17 protein-coding genes are annotated in these 16,171 nt (G+C 54.6%); 7 read left to right on the forward strand and 10 right to left on the reverse strand.

Annotation, left to right across the window (positions count from 1 at the left end; all coding sequences use genetic code 11):
- Nucleotides 1–785: 785 nt before the first annotated feature.
- From J2X72_RS24835 to J2X72_RS24850, 4 genes are all read right to left on the reverse strand, one after another.
- Nucleotides 786–998 carry a hypothetical protein gene (locus J2X72_RS24835; RefSeq protein ID WP_310076351.1) on the reverse strand — a complete coding sequence of 71 codons (213 nt, stop codon included), beginning with the start codon at nucleotides 996–998 and terminating at the stop codon, nucleotides 786–788.
- A gap of 543 nt (nucleotides 999–1,541) precedes the next feature.
- Nucleotides 1,542–1,781 (reverse strand): hypothetical protein, encoded by a 240-nt coding sequence (locus J2X72_RS24840; protein WP_310076352.1) that lies wholly within the window; start codon nucleotides 1,779–1,781, stop codon nucleotides 1,542–1,544.
- The gene (ligD, locus tag J2X72_RS24845; RefSeq protein ID WP_310076355.1) at nucleotides 1,768–2,841 is read right to left on the reverse strand and encodes a non-homologous end-joining DNA ligase; all 1,074 of its coding nucleotides are present in this window, start codon (nucleotides 2,839–2,841) and stop codon (nucleotides 1,768–1,770) included. The genes J2X72_RS24840 and ligD overlap by 14 nt, the downstream gene beginning before the upstream one ends.
- A gap of 840 nt (nucleotides 2,842–3,681) precedes the next feature.
- Nucleotides 3,682–3,978 (reverse strand): hypothetical protein, encoded by a 297-nt coding sequence (locus tag J2X72_RS24850; RefSeq protein WP_310076356.1) that lies wholly within the window; start codon nucleotides 3,976–3,978, stop codon nucleotides 3,682–3,684.
- A 109-nt stretch (nucleotides 3,979–4,087) separates the two neighbouring features.
- Here J2X72_RS24850 and J2X72_RS24855 point away from each other — a divergent pair, with 109 nt between their 5' ends.
- Nucleotides 4,088–4,351 (forward strand): hypothetical protein, encoded by a 264-nt coding sequence (locus tag J2X72_RS24855; RefSeq protein ID WP_310076358.1) that lies wholly within the window; start codon nucleotides 4,088–4,090, stop codon nucleotides 4,349–4,351.
- 253 nt (nucleotides 4,352–4,604) lie between these two features.
- Here the strand turns inward: J2X72_RS24855 and J2X72_RS24860 are convergent, their stop codons facing one another.
- On the reverse strand, nucleotides 4,605–4,754 hold the full coding sequence (locus J2X72_RS24860) for a hypothetical protein (RefSeq protein ID WP_310076360.1): 150 nt from the start codon (nucleotides 4,752–4,754) through the stop codon (nucleotides 4,605–4,607).
- Nucleotides 4,755–5,216: 462 nt separating this feature from the next.
- Between J2X72_RS24860 and J2X72_RS24865 the strand changes: the two genes are divergently transcribed.
- Entirely contained in the window at nucleotides 5,217–5,678 is a 462-nt protein-coding gene (locus J2X72_RS24865) for a hypothetical protein (RefSeq protein WP_310076362.1), read from the forward strand.
- 230 nt (nucleotides 5,679–5,908) lie between these two features.
- Nucleotides 5,909–6,274 carry a c-type cytochrome gene (locus tag J2X72_RS24870; protein WP_310076365.1) on the forward strand — a complete coding sequence of 122 codons (366 nt, stop codon included), beginning with the start codon at nucleotides 5,909–5,911 and terminating at the stop codon, nucleotides 6,272–6,274.
- 532 nt (nucleotides 6,275–6,806) lie between these two features.
- Here the strand turns inward: J2X72_RS24870 and J2X72_RS24875 are convergent.
- From J2X72_RS24875 to J2X72_RS24890, 4 genes are all read right to left on the reverse strand, one after another.
- A complete protein-coding gene (locus J2X72_RS24875; RefSeq protein WP_310076368.1) occupies nucleotides 6,807–7,001 on the reverse strand; it encodes a hypothetical protein in 195 nt (64 codons plus the stop codon).
- Complete coding sequence (locus J2X72_RS24880) at nucleotides 6,992–7,324, reverse strand: hypothetical protein (RefSeq protein WP_310076370.1); 333 nt, start codon at nucleotides 7,322–7,324, stop codon at nucleotides 6,992–6,994. Before J2X72_RS24880 ends, J2X72_RS24875 begins: the two co-directional genes overlap by 10 nt.
- 107 nt (nucleotides 7,325–7,431) lie before the next feature.
- Entirely contained in the window at nucleotides 7,432–8,106 is a 675-nt protein-coding gene (locus J2X72_RS24885) for an SOS response-associated peptidase (RefSeq protein ID WP_310076373.1), read from the reverse strand.
- Between the two features lie 557 nt (nucleotides 8,107–8,663).
- Entirely contained in the window at nucleotides 8,664–8,858 is a 195-nt protein-coding gene (locus J2X72_RS24890) for a hypothetical protein (protein ID WP_310076375.1), read from the reverse strand.
- A gap of 252 nt (nucleotides 8,859–9,110) precedes the next feature.
- On the opposite strand from J2X72_RS24890, the gene J2X72_RS24895 reads away from it, so the two are divergent.
- Both J2X72_RS24895 and J2X72_RS24900 read left to right on the forward strand, forming a co-directional pair.
- Nucleotides 9,111–9,326, forward strand: coding sequence for a hypothetical protein (locus J2X72_RS24895; RefSeq protein ID WP_310076378.1), 216 nt, complete (start codon nucleotides 9,111–9,113; stop codon nucleotides 9,324–9,326).
- A 786-nt stretch (nucleotides 9,327–10,112) separates the two neighbouring features.
- Nucleotides 10,113–10,361: a hypothetical protein gene (locus J2X72_RS24900; RefSeq protein ID WP_310076381.1), complete on the forward strand. Its 249-nt coding sequence runs from the start codon at nucleotides 10,113–10,115 to the stop codon at nucleotides 10,359–10,361.
- Nucleotides 10,362–10,738: 377 nt separating this feature from the next.
- On the opposite strand, the gene J2X72_RS24905 is transcribed toward J2X72_RS24900, so the two are convergent.
- Entirely contained in the window at nucleotides 10,739–10,990 is a 252-nt protein-coding gene (locus J2X72_RS24905) for a hypothetical protein (protein WP_310076383.1), read from the reverse strand.
- 234 nt (nucleotides 10,991–11,224) lie between these two features.
- On the opposite strand from J2X72_RS24905, the gene J2X72_RS24910 reads away from it, so the two are divergent.
- The gene (locus J2X72_RS24910; RefSeq protein ID WP_310076386.1) at nucleotides 11,225–12,847 is read left to right on the forward strand and encodes an EAL domain-containing protein; all 1,623 of its coding nucleotides are present in this window, start codon (nucleotides 11,225–11,227) and stop codon (nucleotides 12,845–12,847) included.
- Between the two features lie 451 nt (nucleotides 12,848–13,298).
- On the forward strand, nucleotides 13,299–16,171 hold a 2,873-nt coding region (locus J2X72_RS24915), incomplete at its 3' end, for an autotransporter outer membrane beta-barrel domain-containing protein (RefSeq protein WP_310076388.1).

Raw genomic sequence — 16,171 nt, forward strand, 5'->3', positions numbered from 1 at the left:
CGCTCTACAGCGAGGTTTCCATCAACACCAGCCTATCCAATTTCGCTGACAGCTATAGTCTCAATGGCACGGCAGGGTTCCGGGTGAAGTTTTGAGGCCGCGAGAGCAGTCAGCCTCACCGCTGGTGGGCCTTTTTCCGTTTCAGGGAACGTTGGCTCCCAAGCGTTCCAGGTATAAGAACCCCCCAATCGCTATAGCGATTGCAAGTCCCACACAGAATACCAGACCATAGAGGTAGTAAGGCAGCTCCTTGCGCCCGTCTTCAGGATCGTCATCGAAATTTACCATAGGTAGCCCGTATAGCTCGCTGCTAAGAAGAGCATCAAAACCACCAAAACGCCACCAATGCACAATGACAGGACACTCGGGCGGCCATCTGGATCATCATCGAAATCTATTCGCATGGGATCATTCCCTGCGTATGATTTGGCCGTGATGCATTTCAAAAATGCCGTGCTGTCCGCCTTGCTTGTTAAAATCTAGTTCAAGCTCATGCCAGCTGCCGCGAAATCGCCGCATGAGCTGCAGTAAATCGGAGTGTGGCTCTGAACGTCTGCGGGGATATCCAAATAGATGGTACCGCAAGCCTTGCAGTCCAGTTTATGATCCAAGCGTTTCATTTGCGACACCTCCGGGAACGAAAATACTCTTCGGTCGGTGGTGAGTCCAATTTTCAACAATGACGGCTTGTATAGCCCTATTTTACCAGAACCACCAGCCGACTAGGATTGCAGGGGCGACGGCGGCAATAAATGCAATACCGTACAGATTCCGAAATAGGGCTATTAAGTGGTCCTAACACGGGTACGCTCCTCTTTATCAACTGCCGCCAATGCAAGTTGCTTGGCGTCGCGCATCCCTTGGTCGAACAGCTTCATGATCGTCCAGCCCAGGCTGTGCTCAGTTTGTGTGCGGTCTATCTTGAGGACGGCTGCCGCCATTTCGTAGGCAAGCGCCATCGTCGCGTAGTCATCCGATGTGAAGTTGCGATTAAACATCAAGCAATACCTGCAAAATTGAGAACAAACGTGAACCGCCGCGAGGTATAACCCAAGAGGGTGGGCGGTCAATGCGACGGGCCTGTTCGAGGGGCATGCTCTCGATATCAGCCGAACTATATACCTTAAACGAATGCCCCAAAAGAAGCAGCTTGGACTTACTGCGACGCGAGGATTAGGCCGTTCAACCCATTGTAAGTCGTCCATATCCCGACCTGCCAGGATACGCACAACAACAATGGCAGGCCGGGGTGCCGACAGTGGGCACTATGGCCCGCGCACACAGCGTGCGCCTGTATGGTTAACAAAAGACAAAGCCCGATCTACCAGAACGCAAAATACTTCTTTGAAGGGCTTTTCTTCCATTCACGCACAATGACCAGCCGTGCAGCAGAGTTCCACCCGGTGGGATAGTCAATATTTGCTATAATTGAGCGGTCCAGATTACCAAGATGCGCTTCGGACTAGGTACAAAGCCGTTCCGACCGACAGACGATTTGAGGACCTGCTTAAGCGGTTGGCCGAGAGCGAGGAGAGATCACGCTAGTCACCATCTTGCTTCTCCGATTTTTCGCGATTGGCCACGCGCCACGCCTTGCGATAGAGGTTGTAACGCTCTTTGTTCTCCTGCCGCCACTTCTGGTATCTGACTGCTGCCTTGGCCTTCTCCTCAGGAGTTTGCGGATTGGCGGCGCGCCACCTACGCATCTTCTCAGCCAGCTTGGCTTTGCGTTCGGCCTCTCTTCGTTCAATGTCTCCTGTCATCGCATCAGCCGTTGCCATCCTCGGTTGCCGATAAATCATAAATCTCCGCATGGTCGGCAATTTCTCGTATGCCCTTGAAAGAGGGATGGCGCAGTTTTCCATCATGCGTCCAGGAACCGTAGGTAATCTCGGCAACCAACGTCGGATTAACAAAAACGTATTTCTTTCCCTTGATGCCATCGGCGGCCGGCTTCTCAACACGCATGGTGTCGAGTTGAAGTTTGAGATCCCGCGCCAACTTTGCTGAAAATCCCGTTCCAACATTTCCGACGTACACCAGGACATTTCCCTTGCGGGCGGCGAGCAGCAAGCTTGCGATCGAGCCGCGCACCTTGATTGACGGTTCGTAGCCGATCACCGCAAAACTTTGGCTACTGCTGCATTTGATCTTAAGCCAATCACCGGACCTGCCGGAGCGGTAGAGACTGTTCTTGTCCTTGGCGATAATACCTTCGAGGCCATGCATGCAGGCATCTCTGAGAAGCAGCTCGCCGTCGGCATCAAACTCTTCTGAAAGCTTTATTGCGCCTGTGGCATCTTCCAGCAGATTGTCCAAGAGATGCCGCCGGGATGACAACTCAACTCCCGTCAGATCATGGCCGTCAAAGTACAGTAGATCGAATGCATAGAGGATCGCCTCGCGTGCTGCCCGCGTTGCACGCCGGCCGCCAAGGGCCTGTTGCAATAATCCGAAGTTTGGTAGGCCCTTTTCGTCAAGCACGACCGCCTCGCCGTCGAGGATCGTGGTAGCAGGGCCGAGCTCTCTGGCTGCCGCGGCAATTGCTGGAAAATACGATGTCCAATCGTGGCCCCCGCGGGTGATGATACGAACCCGGTTCGGTTCTACATGTACGGCAAGACGGTATCCGTCCCATTTCACTTCATATGCCCAGTTGTTTCCGCTCGGCGGTTTCTTCACCAACAGGGCAAGAGCGGGCTCAATTCTCGCGGGCATAGGATCAAACGCAAGCTGCGGCTGACGCTTGTCACGGGGCTTGATCGGTTGGCTTTTAAGGGGTGCATCGATGTCCGACAGCAGGCCGATGGTCGTCAATTTGCGGGTTGAGCGTTTTGCCATCTATCTATTCAACCAGAATTGCAGTCATAGGTAACTCAGCAGCTATTATTATGGTTCCGGACCCAAATTATCTTCGTGGTGGGCCAAACCATTTTCACTTGCCTCGCTTTTCGACGCTGGCCTCCGTCGGCGCGTTTTGTCGTAGATGCTATGCCAAGCCTTGAGTTTCTCCCGATTAGCTTCGCGCCAAGCTTTTATATATGCGCTGTAGCGCTCCGGATTGGCTTGCCGCCACTTGCGAGCCCGCTCTTTGCCCTTGGCCTTCTGCTCGGAGCTCAGCGGATTAGCGGCCCGCCATTTACGCATTTTTTCGGCAGCTTTGGCTTTACGCTCGGCTTCACTCGTGTCATCGCATTCTGTCATGTGGCCTCGTGTCAGTCGCCAGCGTCACCTTTGTGTTCGCCACAATACCATTCCTGCCCATAGCGCTTGTCAAAACCGAACGCTCCCCACAATTTGCAACCTGGGTGCATGCAGTAGTGCTCAAACAACCCGACTGGGGTTTTCTCCATGTGGGTAGGGTAGGATATTTGCTGGGGGAGTCGAATTGGTTCGTCGCTCATTCGTCATTTCGCTTATGTTTACCCCTGACAGCCATGCCTTCGAAAGGTGAGGCCGACGTCGCACGACCCTAACGACGCCAGACCTCGGCAGAAGAGTTCGGCGCTCTCCCACAGATTGCTAACTACGGCAGCGAAGTTTTGTTCCGGCAGTTCCATGCAAACTTGGTGAGGCCCGACTTTTCCGCCACAGACACTTTACTCGGATAAGTCGGGCCTCTTCTGATCCGGGGGATGGGGACCAGCAATGCGAGCAAACTTTGACATACGGCAATGCGAGTCAGTGGAAATACTTGGGACGGCTTGCCATTATCATGGACATGTCGCGGACGTTGGATCCAATCGTCTCTGTCTCGAACTCAAACAAATTGATTTCACGTTTTACGGTCATAGCAGCTAGTCTCCCGTAATCCCTTTCGCCTCGCGCAAAAAACATCATCACCGTCCGTGCCACCTGTTCTGCGAGAGGATGGTATTTCGGATCACGGCCAAGAATCTGGCAGGCTCGTTGATGGGCCTTTTCCAGAATGCGCCAGTCATTTTCAGAGGAAATATGATCGATGCTTGAATACAGCATGAAAGCCCCTCCATTCGTTTAGGCGGGAGCACGTTCCATCTCTCAAACGCCAGTGGCCGTTACATGCCTGGCGACTACAATATTGTCCGCCAGATGACGGAGCGAGTCAATGCAACGCGATTTCATGAACCAGTCCCGATGGTTGCAGTTTCGACACTGGAACCATCGCGCCACACAACGGTTGAGAGACCAAGGGACAATGAATTTGAGTGACGATGAAAAGCCCAAAGGTGCGCGAATTATTGACTGGCAACTAAAGCGGCCGGAGTACGGTGAGGCATTGCGCTCGTATCACAAGCCCTTAGCCGAAGATGAGAGATTCAGAGAATTGCTGCGACGCCTTGAAGAAGCTGAGCGCGATCAATCAAAATGACATTTATCGCAAAGCCCGATCCTCCGGAACGCAAATTACCGGAGGCTCGGGCCTAGGTTAAGCCTGTCATTTGAAAAGCGATGCCCTGTTTATCAGGCCTTCAGGCGCGGGGGTGCCTGAGCCCTCTAACGTACTCTCAACGTGCGGGTGACACTACGGACCAAGGGCCCATGAGGCTCAGACTAAGGTCCAACTTGGAAACTTTAGCCAGCGCGGCGACCCTCGCTAATCCATCAGCAGGGAGGATATTCCCCTAGTTCCGCGCAAGTTGCGCCAGACCGAGCCATGTGCCGCGATCTTCTTTAGATGACGCCACCAGCCCCGAGGGGCGCTTGCCCGCTGGCTTTTGTGGTTCAGCCGCCTTGTTGTTCTTCTCATCCTTCTTCCCTTCGTCGTTGCTCATGGAATTACCCTCCGCCCGTTGGGAGGGAGACTTTAGCAAAACTTCGAAAGCGGAAAAATCAGTAAATGGCCTGATATCGGGCAGGGTATCTATCTACAAAAAGGATGACTGTGCAAACGTGAGGCAGGTCGGGCGCTTTAGGCTCACAACCCCACTTGCGCAATGATTAGCGCTGCAGCTACGCCTGCAGCCGCGCCGGCAACGAAGATGCTTACCTTTATCCATAGATGGAGTTCTATACCCCCATTCGATGTCATTCGTATTCCCCCCAAATGCTTTTTTGGCCCCACGATAGCGAGAACCCTGACCCGCGACCATTCCCCAAAAAGGAGAAGGCCGGGCAGCCCGGCACCTAAGCAAATGCCCACTCATGTCCTGCCTAGCCAGAAAGCCTAAACTAGATGCATCTTCGATCTTGACGACTAAGGGCGATGTTCTCATTTTGTTCTGATGACAAGAACAATGAAAACATTGGGACAGGCTGCGCGCCACGGAATGCTGGTGCGAACCCGCTGCAGGAAGTGCAACAAGACCGCGAGCTTTACTGCGGGTAGTCTGAGCGACATGTTTGGCCACGGTCGTGAAATCAGAAGCGTCAAATTCAAGTGCAAGGACTGCAACACCACTGATTGCGAAGTGCTCCCATACGAAGAAATTTTTAAGCCGGCTGCGAAGCCGCAACCCGTCCAGGTGCAGATTGATACAAGCGAAAACGGCACCATCGGGGCAATGATCGATCACGGATATACGCTTTGGGCGTTCTGTCACAGACGAGGGTGCAACCACCGACCAAAGATCGATCTGCAGATGCTGGCTAGGCAGCTTGGAAGAAACCACGGTGCCTTGCACAAGGACTTAGCGCCAAAGCTGAAATGCTCGGCGTGTGGATCGAAGCAGCTTGGTCTCAGCGCGACGCCGTATTGAAGGTTTTAAGACCGGCGCTTGCGCTTTGACACCTCCGCCTCGATTTTCTCCCGATTGCCATTGTACTTCGCTATCAGCTGCTCGGCAGCTGAAGCGTTTGTTCCGAACCTCGGAAACAAAGTCGTCGGGTGCAGTCTCTCCGCCGATGACCGTGCGTTTCCATGGCCAGCGTCACGGAACGACTTTGACGGGAAGACGTTGTACCTCCGGCACCAGAACCGGAGAACGGCATGAACACGCGCTTTCTCGCGTTGGGTCTCGTCGGCGGGCTGACGTGTCCTGTTGCGTTTGCCCAGGACGATGGCCAGACCGCTTTCAACAACAGCTGCCGCACTTGCCATACGATGAAGGAAGGCGACAACCGGCAAGGTCCGAACCTCGCCGGCATCGTCGGCCGCAAGGCAGGCTCATTGCCGGACTACAACTACTCGTCGTCGATGAAGCAGTCCGGCATCACCTGGGACGAGGCAAATCTCGACCAGTTCATCGCCAATCCCGACCAGGTGGTAAGAGGCAACAGCATGAAACCCTTTGGCGGCATTACCGATGCCGCGCAACGCAAGACGATCATCGAGTTCCTGAAGTCGGGCGACTAATTCCTTTCGGCATGAAAACGGTCAGCACCTTGGGCCGCATTTCCTCCCACATATCGCGCCACAAATCATTGGCGTCAGCAGATTTCGGCCACAACGACCGGCTTCAAGGTGAAATTCATCATCATACCAACAAAAAGGCGGTGGACTTTCGAGCACCGCCAATCTGGATAAGGTTTGAAATATCGATTTCATAAAATGTGCTGTAGCTGCTCTTTTTAAAGGCCCGGTCAACTGGAATCTCAAGGGTAGCTAACCAGGCTATCGGCCTTGGGGCCCTTGCCGACGGGGGGCGTCGGCACCCTCAACGATAGCATTAATCAGACGACGCGAGATCGGACCAAAGGCCTACGAGCAAAAATCAAAAGACCTACACATCCTTATGTACGCGACCTCGGATTACAAAAACATCGGTTCTGAGAGTTTTAATGCCCATCAACGTTCTTTGACCATGCACAAAGACTTTGCCGGCCAAGATACGTGTGATTGTAGACGGCTTGGTTCAATGGGGGAACACCGTCACATAAGTTGGTCATCATGCGACGCCTGAGATGTGCACCTCAATCAACCGCGTAATAGCTTTTCGCGCTTCCGCTTCGGGCCAACCCACCGACTTGGCGTCTTCCAATAGCTGCAGTAACGCCACTCCCGCATACGCCTGGAATTCCACTTCCAAAGCTTCCTGGCAATCCAGGTCGCCGCGGTCATCCTGTGGCGACATTATGGGCATGGTGGCTTTCCGTTGCTGTTCGCGGTGGTGATTACGGGTATCCGGCTCAATCCCCCGCCGTCACTACCAGCGGTTTCGAGATAACGCTGATAGGCCCGTGCGACTTGCTGGGCCGCGTGCGGTCTTGAGCGTTGAACGCCACTGACGTCAGTCATACGAAACTGCGAATGGCCGAGGAGAAAAGTCCAGAACCAAAGTCCAAGGTCTGGACCACTATCGATTCGATAAACCCGGCCGATATCAATGCCGTTGCGGCTTGTTGCGGTATAGTCCTGCAATTGCCCGTCTGGTCCCGGAGGTGTTTTTTGCCATTTGATTTCCATGGCTTCCAAACTCCGCATTGATGATTTGGTTGCAGTCTACAACGGACTTCAGAGTCTTTCCGTTTCATTAACTTGCGCATATGCGCGTAATCTGTTGCCCTTTAGGCCTAGAGCAGCAGCGGCTGTTCTTCCTCTGCCTTCGGTTGGGGCAAGACAATCAGTTCATTATCGGGCAGGGGCCGTTGCAACTTTAGCGCTTCCTCAACCGGTGCATCCATCCAAATGGCGATTTCTTCCGTGGTGCGCAAAATAACCGGCATCGCCTGTTCATGGATCGGTTTGACGACGGCATTCGGAAAGGTCGTCAGAAACGCGAAGATATCGGCCTGGACCGGCCCTTCCTTCTTCTTCCGCACGCTGTACCAGCTCGTCCAGATGCCCGCGAACCAGAATAGCGGTTTTTCCTCGTTGAGGGCAAACCAGTGCAATGGTTTCTTTTTGGTAACAGGATCGGGGTGAGGACCATATTCAGAAAAGCTCGTCGCCGGAACAACGCAACGGTTTGCCGGACCAAGCCAGGCGCGCCAGTGCGGTGATTTCAAGTTGCGAATGTTGGTCACACCGTAATCGACTTCGCCTTTCAGAAACTGCGGCGGTGTCGGCATGCCCCAACGGGCGATCGCCAGTTCACGGTCGCCGTTCGCACCCTTGCGGCCAATCGGGGCAGGATAGTCGGGAAAGACATCCATCTGCGGTGTCAACCGATTGGTCAGGTCGTTGATCGGCAGAAACAACTGCCGCATCGCTTCGTGGGTGGTGGTGGCGTTATAAAGGTTGCACATGGGCTAGTCTCTCAGCTTGTTCCTGGCACCGATCCTATTCATTTCCCGCGATCCGCAAACAATGCAGCGTAGTTCCTTTTTAAGCTGTGCAAGGTCGCGTGTTTTCCATATTTGCCTTCCAACGCATATCTATCCAGCGAACCTATCCGACCACACTGGGTGCAATATGCAAACAGATCATCCCAGCTTTCCAGATCCGAAAACCGTGCAATCTCCTTGATCGACCTAAGATATCGCTTGGAAGACATCTCTGCCCACCCTCATGCGGATATTCTTTGACCGCCAAGTCTCTTTCTTCCGATCCGCCGGTGTGATCCACTCGCCATCAAACGCCTTGAGGAAGCACTCGGCGCTGTCTCGTTGGGGGAAGCAGTAGATGACGAAACGCTCGTCATCTACGGAAAGAGAGTGGCTCAGTCGCCAGCACCCAAGTTTTTGAGACAGAAACATCACATTGTCGAACCGCCATGACACTTCACAGGCTAGCAAAGCGACCTGAAACGGATATTCCCGATCAATTAGTCCTGCAGGCGGTTCTCCTCTGCTCCTCGACATGGTCAAGATTTCGATGTGACCTTCGGCTTCCAGCCACGGGCAAAGCCATGGCCCATAGCGCTGGAAGCAAATTGAAGCTCCTCGATCAGCAAGTCGCGTTCGGACAGTAGTGCAGCAATCGCTACACGCACATCGCCCCCATGCTCTGCAAGCAATTGGTCGATCTCCCCACAGTGCTGCAGTGCCGGTTCGTTCATTGGCCTCTCCGTTTGAGACAAGCCTGTCCGTCCCCTTCAGACAGAGGTTTTCCAGTTTCAAATTGTCGGTTGAACGGCCGTCGCTACTGTGTAGGTTCTATATTTGTTCTGGTGAAACGAGAGTCAAGGGACCGATTCTGAATTTGTGTGGCAGAGCATCTAGCACGCCGCGCCCCTTCAGGAAGTACCGGCCAGTCGGAAGTTCATATGAAGTGTGGTAATGTCCCCAGCTACTAGCGGAAGGACAGGACAATGAACAAAGAGGCGGAATTGCTGGCAGAAATCGACGCTCGGGCTCAACGTGCCAAAGATGCTGATGTTAGCTTGGATTATATAACGAGAGAGGCAAGGGACCTCCACGAGAAGTTCCCGCACCGCCCTGTCGTGGATATCGAAGAGCGGATTAAGGACGCGTGGCGCAACTATGGTATGGTCTGGAAAACCAGCGGCCTAAAGAATCGCGATTAGGGCGATGTTCGCCCTGAGGGAGAGTCGGAGCAATCCGGGGAGCGGGTTTGGAGTGTGGAAAAGGCTGGAGCAGCGCAAGGGTGGCTTGGGTTGGCGGCTCCAGCCCTGCTTATACGGGAAGGAAGGTTTTGGGCAAAATTTCCCGTAGAGCAGGATAGACCCTACAAACTAGACCCGAAAAACCTAGTCGTTCATTCGACTTAATGAAAAACCCTCAATTCTCGCAGTTTTGTCCGCATAGCAGGCAGAAAAAGCCGGGCGTCGCAATGGGTTATTCAGACAAAGAAAGCCGGAAGACGAAGCACTCACGTTCAGGGGGGACTGAGATGGAGTGCAGTTTCGGACGCTTCCGGCTAGTTCCTGACCAGCAATCAGATTGAGGGCGAAACTGCTAGTCAGCTAAAGACATAATACACCCGGTACGGGCTGCGGCCCCAATCAATCTTTCTTGTAAGCCGGGAGGAGAGGCGGAGCAGAATCGTGCGTGTCAGTTTCACGTCCGGCCTGTCACACCGGGCATCTCAAGGTGTATTGACAACAACCGTTATACGGTTACCCATCTGGCTGTGAACATGTGACCAGCTAGACCGATTTAGCGGGGATAGCTGACTGTTGACGCATGGAGCGGCGTTTCATCGACTTCGCCGACCTCATTCCAGCCGATGATGCGGCGCGCGGCGAGGCAAGCAGCGCCGCCCCGGCGAGTGCCGTGGCGCTGTTGGCGGGCAGCACTGCTGGCGAGGGAATTGCGCCAGCGTCACGGAACGACTTTGACCCGCAGACGTTTTGCCTCTGGCACCAGAACCGGACACGCGTTTTTTCGCGCTGGGTCTCGTCGGCGGGCTGACGTGCCCTCTCGCGCTTGCCCAGGACGATGGTCAGACCGCTTTTAACAACATTTGCCGCACTAATCTCGACCAGTTCATCGCCAATCCCGACCAGGTGGTAAGAGGCAACAGCATGAAACCCTACGGCGGCATTACGGATGCCGCGCAACGCAAGACGATCATCGAGTTCCTGAAGTCGGGCGACTAATTCCTTTCCGCATGAAGACGGTCGGCACAATGGGCCACATATTGTGCCACAGGATTGGTACGGTCGGCGGGAACTCTCAATGTTATCAATAGTGCGGTAAAAGGATGGTGCGTCTCGACCGCACTGTCCTTATGCGCAGTTGATCTCGCCGGCGGAATTACCTCACTTATTTTCTAGCGAGGCTTGGCGGACTGCCAGCCAAGGCGTCTCTCCCGCCATATACCGGTAAGCAATTTTTCGATTTCCTCCGCGCTATGCTGCTGGAAGCGACCAGCCAGCGTTACCGCCAAGGCGTAACGGTCTATCCTGGCCGGCCGCATCTCCTCGGCCCTGTCGGCTTGCTGACCGGATTTGCTTCCATGCCAGCTCCGGACCGGCTACCATGGCAGCCATGAATCGCCTGCTTTGCCAGTGTCCTCCCTGGCCTCTATCATGTCCACGAGTGCACGCTTCACCTCCGGCTCGGTCCAACCAGCCTCAATGGCGTCCACAATCAATTCTTTAAGGGCTTCAACCCGCCGTTCATTTCTTTCCGCAATGGCCGTAAAGCGCTCTTGTAAGGCCCGCTCGCAGTCAAGCCAGCGTTTAGGGTGTATAGCAGGTAGTACAGGTCCCTTAATCTGAGCCATAGGTCTCTCCAATCCAAGGCCAAGGTTGTACATAACTCCCAACAACGTCACCGTGGCGTCTCAAGTTGCATCAGGTGTTTTGCGCGGGACAGATTCTGGGGGTTACAGGAAATCGGCTTGCTGCATAAAATATTTCCAGCGGAAATTAGCTCCATCATAAGTTATTTTATTTATAATGGATCGTTTTACTGTCCAAATTGTTTAGTTAAAACATACTAAGCCGGAGGCTTAATCATGAATTTATTTAATTTATTTGAAGGCAAGGCCCGTACCGACGCATTTCTTGTCGCCGCAACTGGTGTAATTGTTTGGATTGTTGCTTTGCAATTCGACGTGTGGGATCGATTGACTGAGTTTTTGGAGGGACATGAGGCTTGGCAACTTGATGAGCTGATATTGGGCGTGCTTTGCGTCGGTTTTTGCGGTTTTGCCTATTCGGTTCGCCGGTTGATTGAATTGCGTTCGGAAGTCAGACGTCGCCGGACCGCAGAAGATAATGCGAGCTGGATTGCCATGCACGATCCTTTGACCCGCCTTCCCAACCGTCGCTTCATGTCCGAGTTTATCCAACAGCTCGCTCCGTCGACGGCAGAGGGGAAAGCTTCTCACACTGCCTTTGCCATAGACCTTGATGGATTCAAGAAAGCCAACGATCTTCTAGGCCATCACGGCGGCGACATGGTACTGATCGAGGTAAGCGATCGTCTTCGCAGGAAATTTCCATCAGATGTGGTCGCACGCATCGGCGGTGACGAGTTCACCATTCTCGTAGATAATCAATCGCTGCAATCTCCCGTTGCGACCGCGCAGGAACTCGTGGGCATCATCAGCGAGCCCATGATAATTGAGGGCAGGCAAGTGGAAGTTGGTGCCAGTGTGGGTGTTGCTACGCCCGAGCATGTTGTCAATCCGGAACAATTGCCAGAATACGCCGATGTTGCGCTTTATGTTGCAAAGAGATCGGGACGCAATTCCACGAAAATGTTTGATCCTGCCATGTTGGAATATGTCAGCGGCCGGGCGAAGATGGAACAGGCGCTGCGTGTCGCCGTCAGAAACCATGACATCGTTCCATATTTCCAACCCTTGATTGACATGGAAGACGGCAAGCTTGTGGGGTTTGAAGCCCTTGCACGCTGGCAACGTGACAATGGTGAGTTCACGCCGCCTGACGTATTCATTGCCTTGGCCGAACAGGCAGGCCTGATCATTGAACTTTCTGAAAGCATCCTGCGTCAGGCTTGCAAGGCCGCGCTAGAATGGCCAAATCACCTCACCTTGGCCTTCAACGTTTCTCCCACTCAGCTGAGCGACCGACGCTTGGGGTTGCGCATCATCGAGATTCTTGCCGAGACCGGACTCTCACCGCAGCGACTGGAGATCGAGATCACAGAGAGCGCTCTGGTTCGTGACACCGAAATGGGAATGGCGATTGTGTCGGACTTGCACAATGCAGGTGTTCGCATAGCCCTTGATGATTTCGGCACCGGTTTTTCCAGCCTGTCGCAGTTGGGCAAGCTGAGCTTCGACAAGATCAAGATAGATCGGAGCTTCGTCACCGACTGCGAGCATGATCCCAAGCGCCAGAAGATCGTCAACGCAATCCTCAATTTGGGGCGCGGTCTCGGTATCGAGACGACGGCCGAGGGCATTGAAACGCCCGCACAGTATGCGCTGATGAAACAGATGGGCTGTGATACCGGCCAAGGATACCTGTTTAGTGCTGCCCGTGCGGTGGACGACATCCCCGAACTGATCGCTTCGTTTGAACGCTCGCAAATTCGGGCATGGGGCCGCTCGCACAGCAGTCGTATGCGCGCCGCACCATTCCCTCTAAACCCCTTGAAGGCCACCTGATGGAGAACCGGGGATACATAGATCGCCACGGAACTATCGAATGGATAGGCCACTTTTGCCGCTTTTGCCGTTATTGCAAATGGAATTTGAAACATTTGTTGGTTTAAAGGGAAATCTAACGGCCTGTCACACCATCGATCGCGCCTCTCTGTCACGTGGGATGGGAAGTCGGCTTTTTTCATTTACGCTTTGCACCGTGGCTTGCTCTGGGATTTGCCGACTAACAACTCAGGGTAGCAAAGTCACCGATGCGTCCCTGAAATCACCACTCTGGTGGAATGGATAGCTCGGACTACCAGCGGCGCTTTTCTTTCGTTGCTGCGCTGCAACAGATTTTAGGTTTCTTAAGCAACAACGAAGTTTTACACTACAACCTATTGATGTACCCATCGAATCTCATAGTTTGCGACTTCGGGTGTAGGGATATGGGGTAAGGCCGGTGGCAACAATTATGAGCAGCGCGATTTTAGGCAAGCGCAACATGCTCCTCGCGGGGGTGTGCACTTCGACCTTGGCGTTCTCCCTGGGATCGCAAGCATCTGCGGATGAATATACGGTGTCTAATGAAGCGCAGCTGCGTGCGGCGGTCCTTTCGGCGAACGCTAATCCCGACGCCACTGCCACAATCATCCTGGCGGGCGACATCCTGATGAGCTCGACTGTGAGCCTAAATCCTCCCTCCAAGCCCATCACGATTGACACTCAGGGTTTCACTCTCACCGGCAACATCGGCAGCGGAACCGGTGTTCTTTTTCTTACAGATAGCGGAGCAAGTGATCCAGTCACGCTGGAGGGTAATTTTGTTGGCGGGAACGCCGCCGCCGGCTCTGCAGGAAGTGGCCTCATCACGCGGACAGGTGTGTCCGCGATCAACAACGGTGTAATTGTGGGCGGCAACAGCCTGAATGCTGATGGCGGGTCCGGCGTGCAGCTCGGCACCACCGGTGTCGGATCCACATCGTTCGTCAACAATGGAACAATTCGCGGCGGGGATGGCCCGACTAACGGTGTTAATGCGAACGGTGCTGGTATTCAAGTGAGGGTGCCGACGATAATGCCCCTTATTAATAATGGGACTGTCGAGGGCGGTGTGGGGGCGGCTGCCATCATCGTTCGGCCAGGCACAGCATCGCTGAACCTAATCAACAGCGGCACGATCAGCGCTGGAGCAGGACAGGTTGACGCAATTCGATGGATGACTGGAGCAACGACCGGCACGCTGTCCTTGGAGTTGCAGTCGGGCTCTGTCATTAACGGTAATGTTGTTGCAAATGCAACGGCAACCACTGACACTTTGCGCCTCGGCGGGGCAGCGAACGACACCTTCGATGTTTCGGCCATCGGCCCGCAATATCAGAATTTCGACACTTTCCAGAAGACCGGTGCAAGCACGTGGTTCCTGACGGGCACCGGCACGGCCACTACAGATTGGGATATTCAGGCTGGAACTCTCGCTATCGGTAGCGGTGGCACGAGCGGCAGCATCATCGGCGATGTTACGCTAAGTGGGGGAATACTGGGCTTCAACCGGTCCGATTCTATGATCTTTGCGGGCACGATCTCCGGTTTCGGTGCGGTGAATCAAATCGGCAGCGGCACGACCGTGCTGACTGGCAGCAACACGTACTCGGGAGGCACTTTCCTCAACGCCGGCACTCTTTCGGTAGCGTCCGATGGCAATCTCGGTGATGCGAGCGGTGCGCTCAACTTCGATGGCGGTGCGCTGCAGGTGACAGGCACAGGCTTTACCGGCACAAATCGAACCATTAATTGGGGCGCCAATGGCGGCGGGTTCGGCATTGCCGAAGCCGCCAATACATTCAAACTCGCCCAGGATATCGCGGGCGGCGGCCCGCTGGCAAAGACGGGAGCCGGGACCTTGGTGCTGACCGGCAGCAACAGCTATAGCGGCGGGACGACGATCTCAGCCGGCACTCTGCAGCTTGGCAATGGTGGAACGTCAGGTTCCATTGCCGGAAATATAGTGAACGACAGCGTTCTGACTTTCAACCGTTCTGATGTTTTTGTGGTACCTGGTGTCATCTCCGGAACAGGTTTGGTCGAGCAAAGCGGTCCGGGTACCACCGTCCTTTCCGCCGACAGCACATATACAGGTGGTACAAGAATTTCCGATGGCACCTTGCAGATCGGCAATGGCGGCACCTCTGGCTCCATCGTCGGATTTGTCGGCAACGACGGTACGCTGGCTTTCAACCGCTCTGACAGCATGGTCTTTGACGGAGTCATATTGGGTACTGGCACTATCCGTCAAATCGGCTCGGGACTGACTGACCTGTCCGGCGACAGTATAGGCTTCGTTGGAAGTACGTCGGTTGACGCCGGCACACTCGCCGTCAACGGCAGTCTTTGCGGCGATTTGACTGTTATGAGCGGGGCCAAGCTGCAAGGAAATGGCGTGGTCTGCGATACAACGAATGCTGGCACCGTAGCGCCCGGCAATTCCATCGGCACGCTGACCATCAACGGCAATTATATCGGCAATGACGGCACTCTGGAGATGGAAACCGAGCTTGGCGGTGATGCCTCGCCCACGGACCGGCTGGTGGTTACCGGCGACACGTCCGGCAGCAGCAATGTGAAAGTGATCAACACCGGCGGCACGGGTGCAGCGACGGTCGAGGGCATCAAGATCGTTGACATTGGCGGCGCTTCCAACGGCACATTCTCGCTGCTCGGCGATTACGTGATCAATGGCGAACAGGCTGTGGTTGCTGGTGCCTATGGCTATACCTTGCAGAAGAACGGCGTGAGCACCCCCAGCGATGGTGACTGGTACCTACGCTCCGAACTGACGCCGACGCCTCCGGGCACGTCGCCAACCGCTCCGCCGTCCGGTCCGATCTACCAACCCGGTGCGCCGCTCTATGAAGCCTATGCACAGGTGCTGCAAAGTCTCAATGGTGTCTCAAGCCTGCAGCAGCGCGTCGGCAATCGCTATTGGGTCGGAGCTGGCAACAGCGCGCTCGCGCAGGGCGATGGCCCTGGAACAGTTGAGGCCGCTCCGATGCCTTCAGAAGGCGGGGATACCGTCACCGATGCGCGCGGCATCTGGGCACGGATTGACGGTGCCCATGGCAAGTTCGAGCCGAGGACTTCAACCACGGACGCTGACTACGATATCGATACATGGAAGCTGACAAGCGGCATCGACGGCCAGTTCTACGAGAGCGACGCCGGCAAGCTGATTGGCAGTCTGACTGCTCATTACGGCCATGCCTCGGCCGACATTTCCTCGTTCTTCGGCGATGGCTCGATCGACACCGACGGCTATGGACTGGGCGGCACGCTGACATGGTATGGCGA

The organism is Phyllobacterium sp. 1468 (genome assembly GCF_031455525.1).
In the GTDB taxonomy this organism is placed as follows: Bacteria; Pseudomonadota; Alphaproteobacteria; order Rhizobiales; family Rhizobiaceae; genus Phyllobacterium.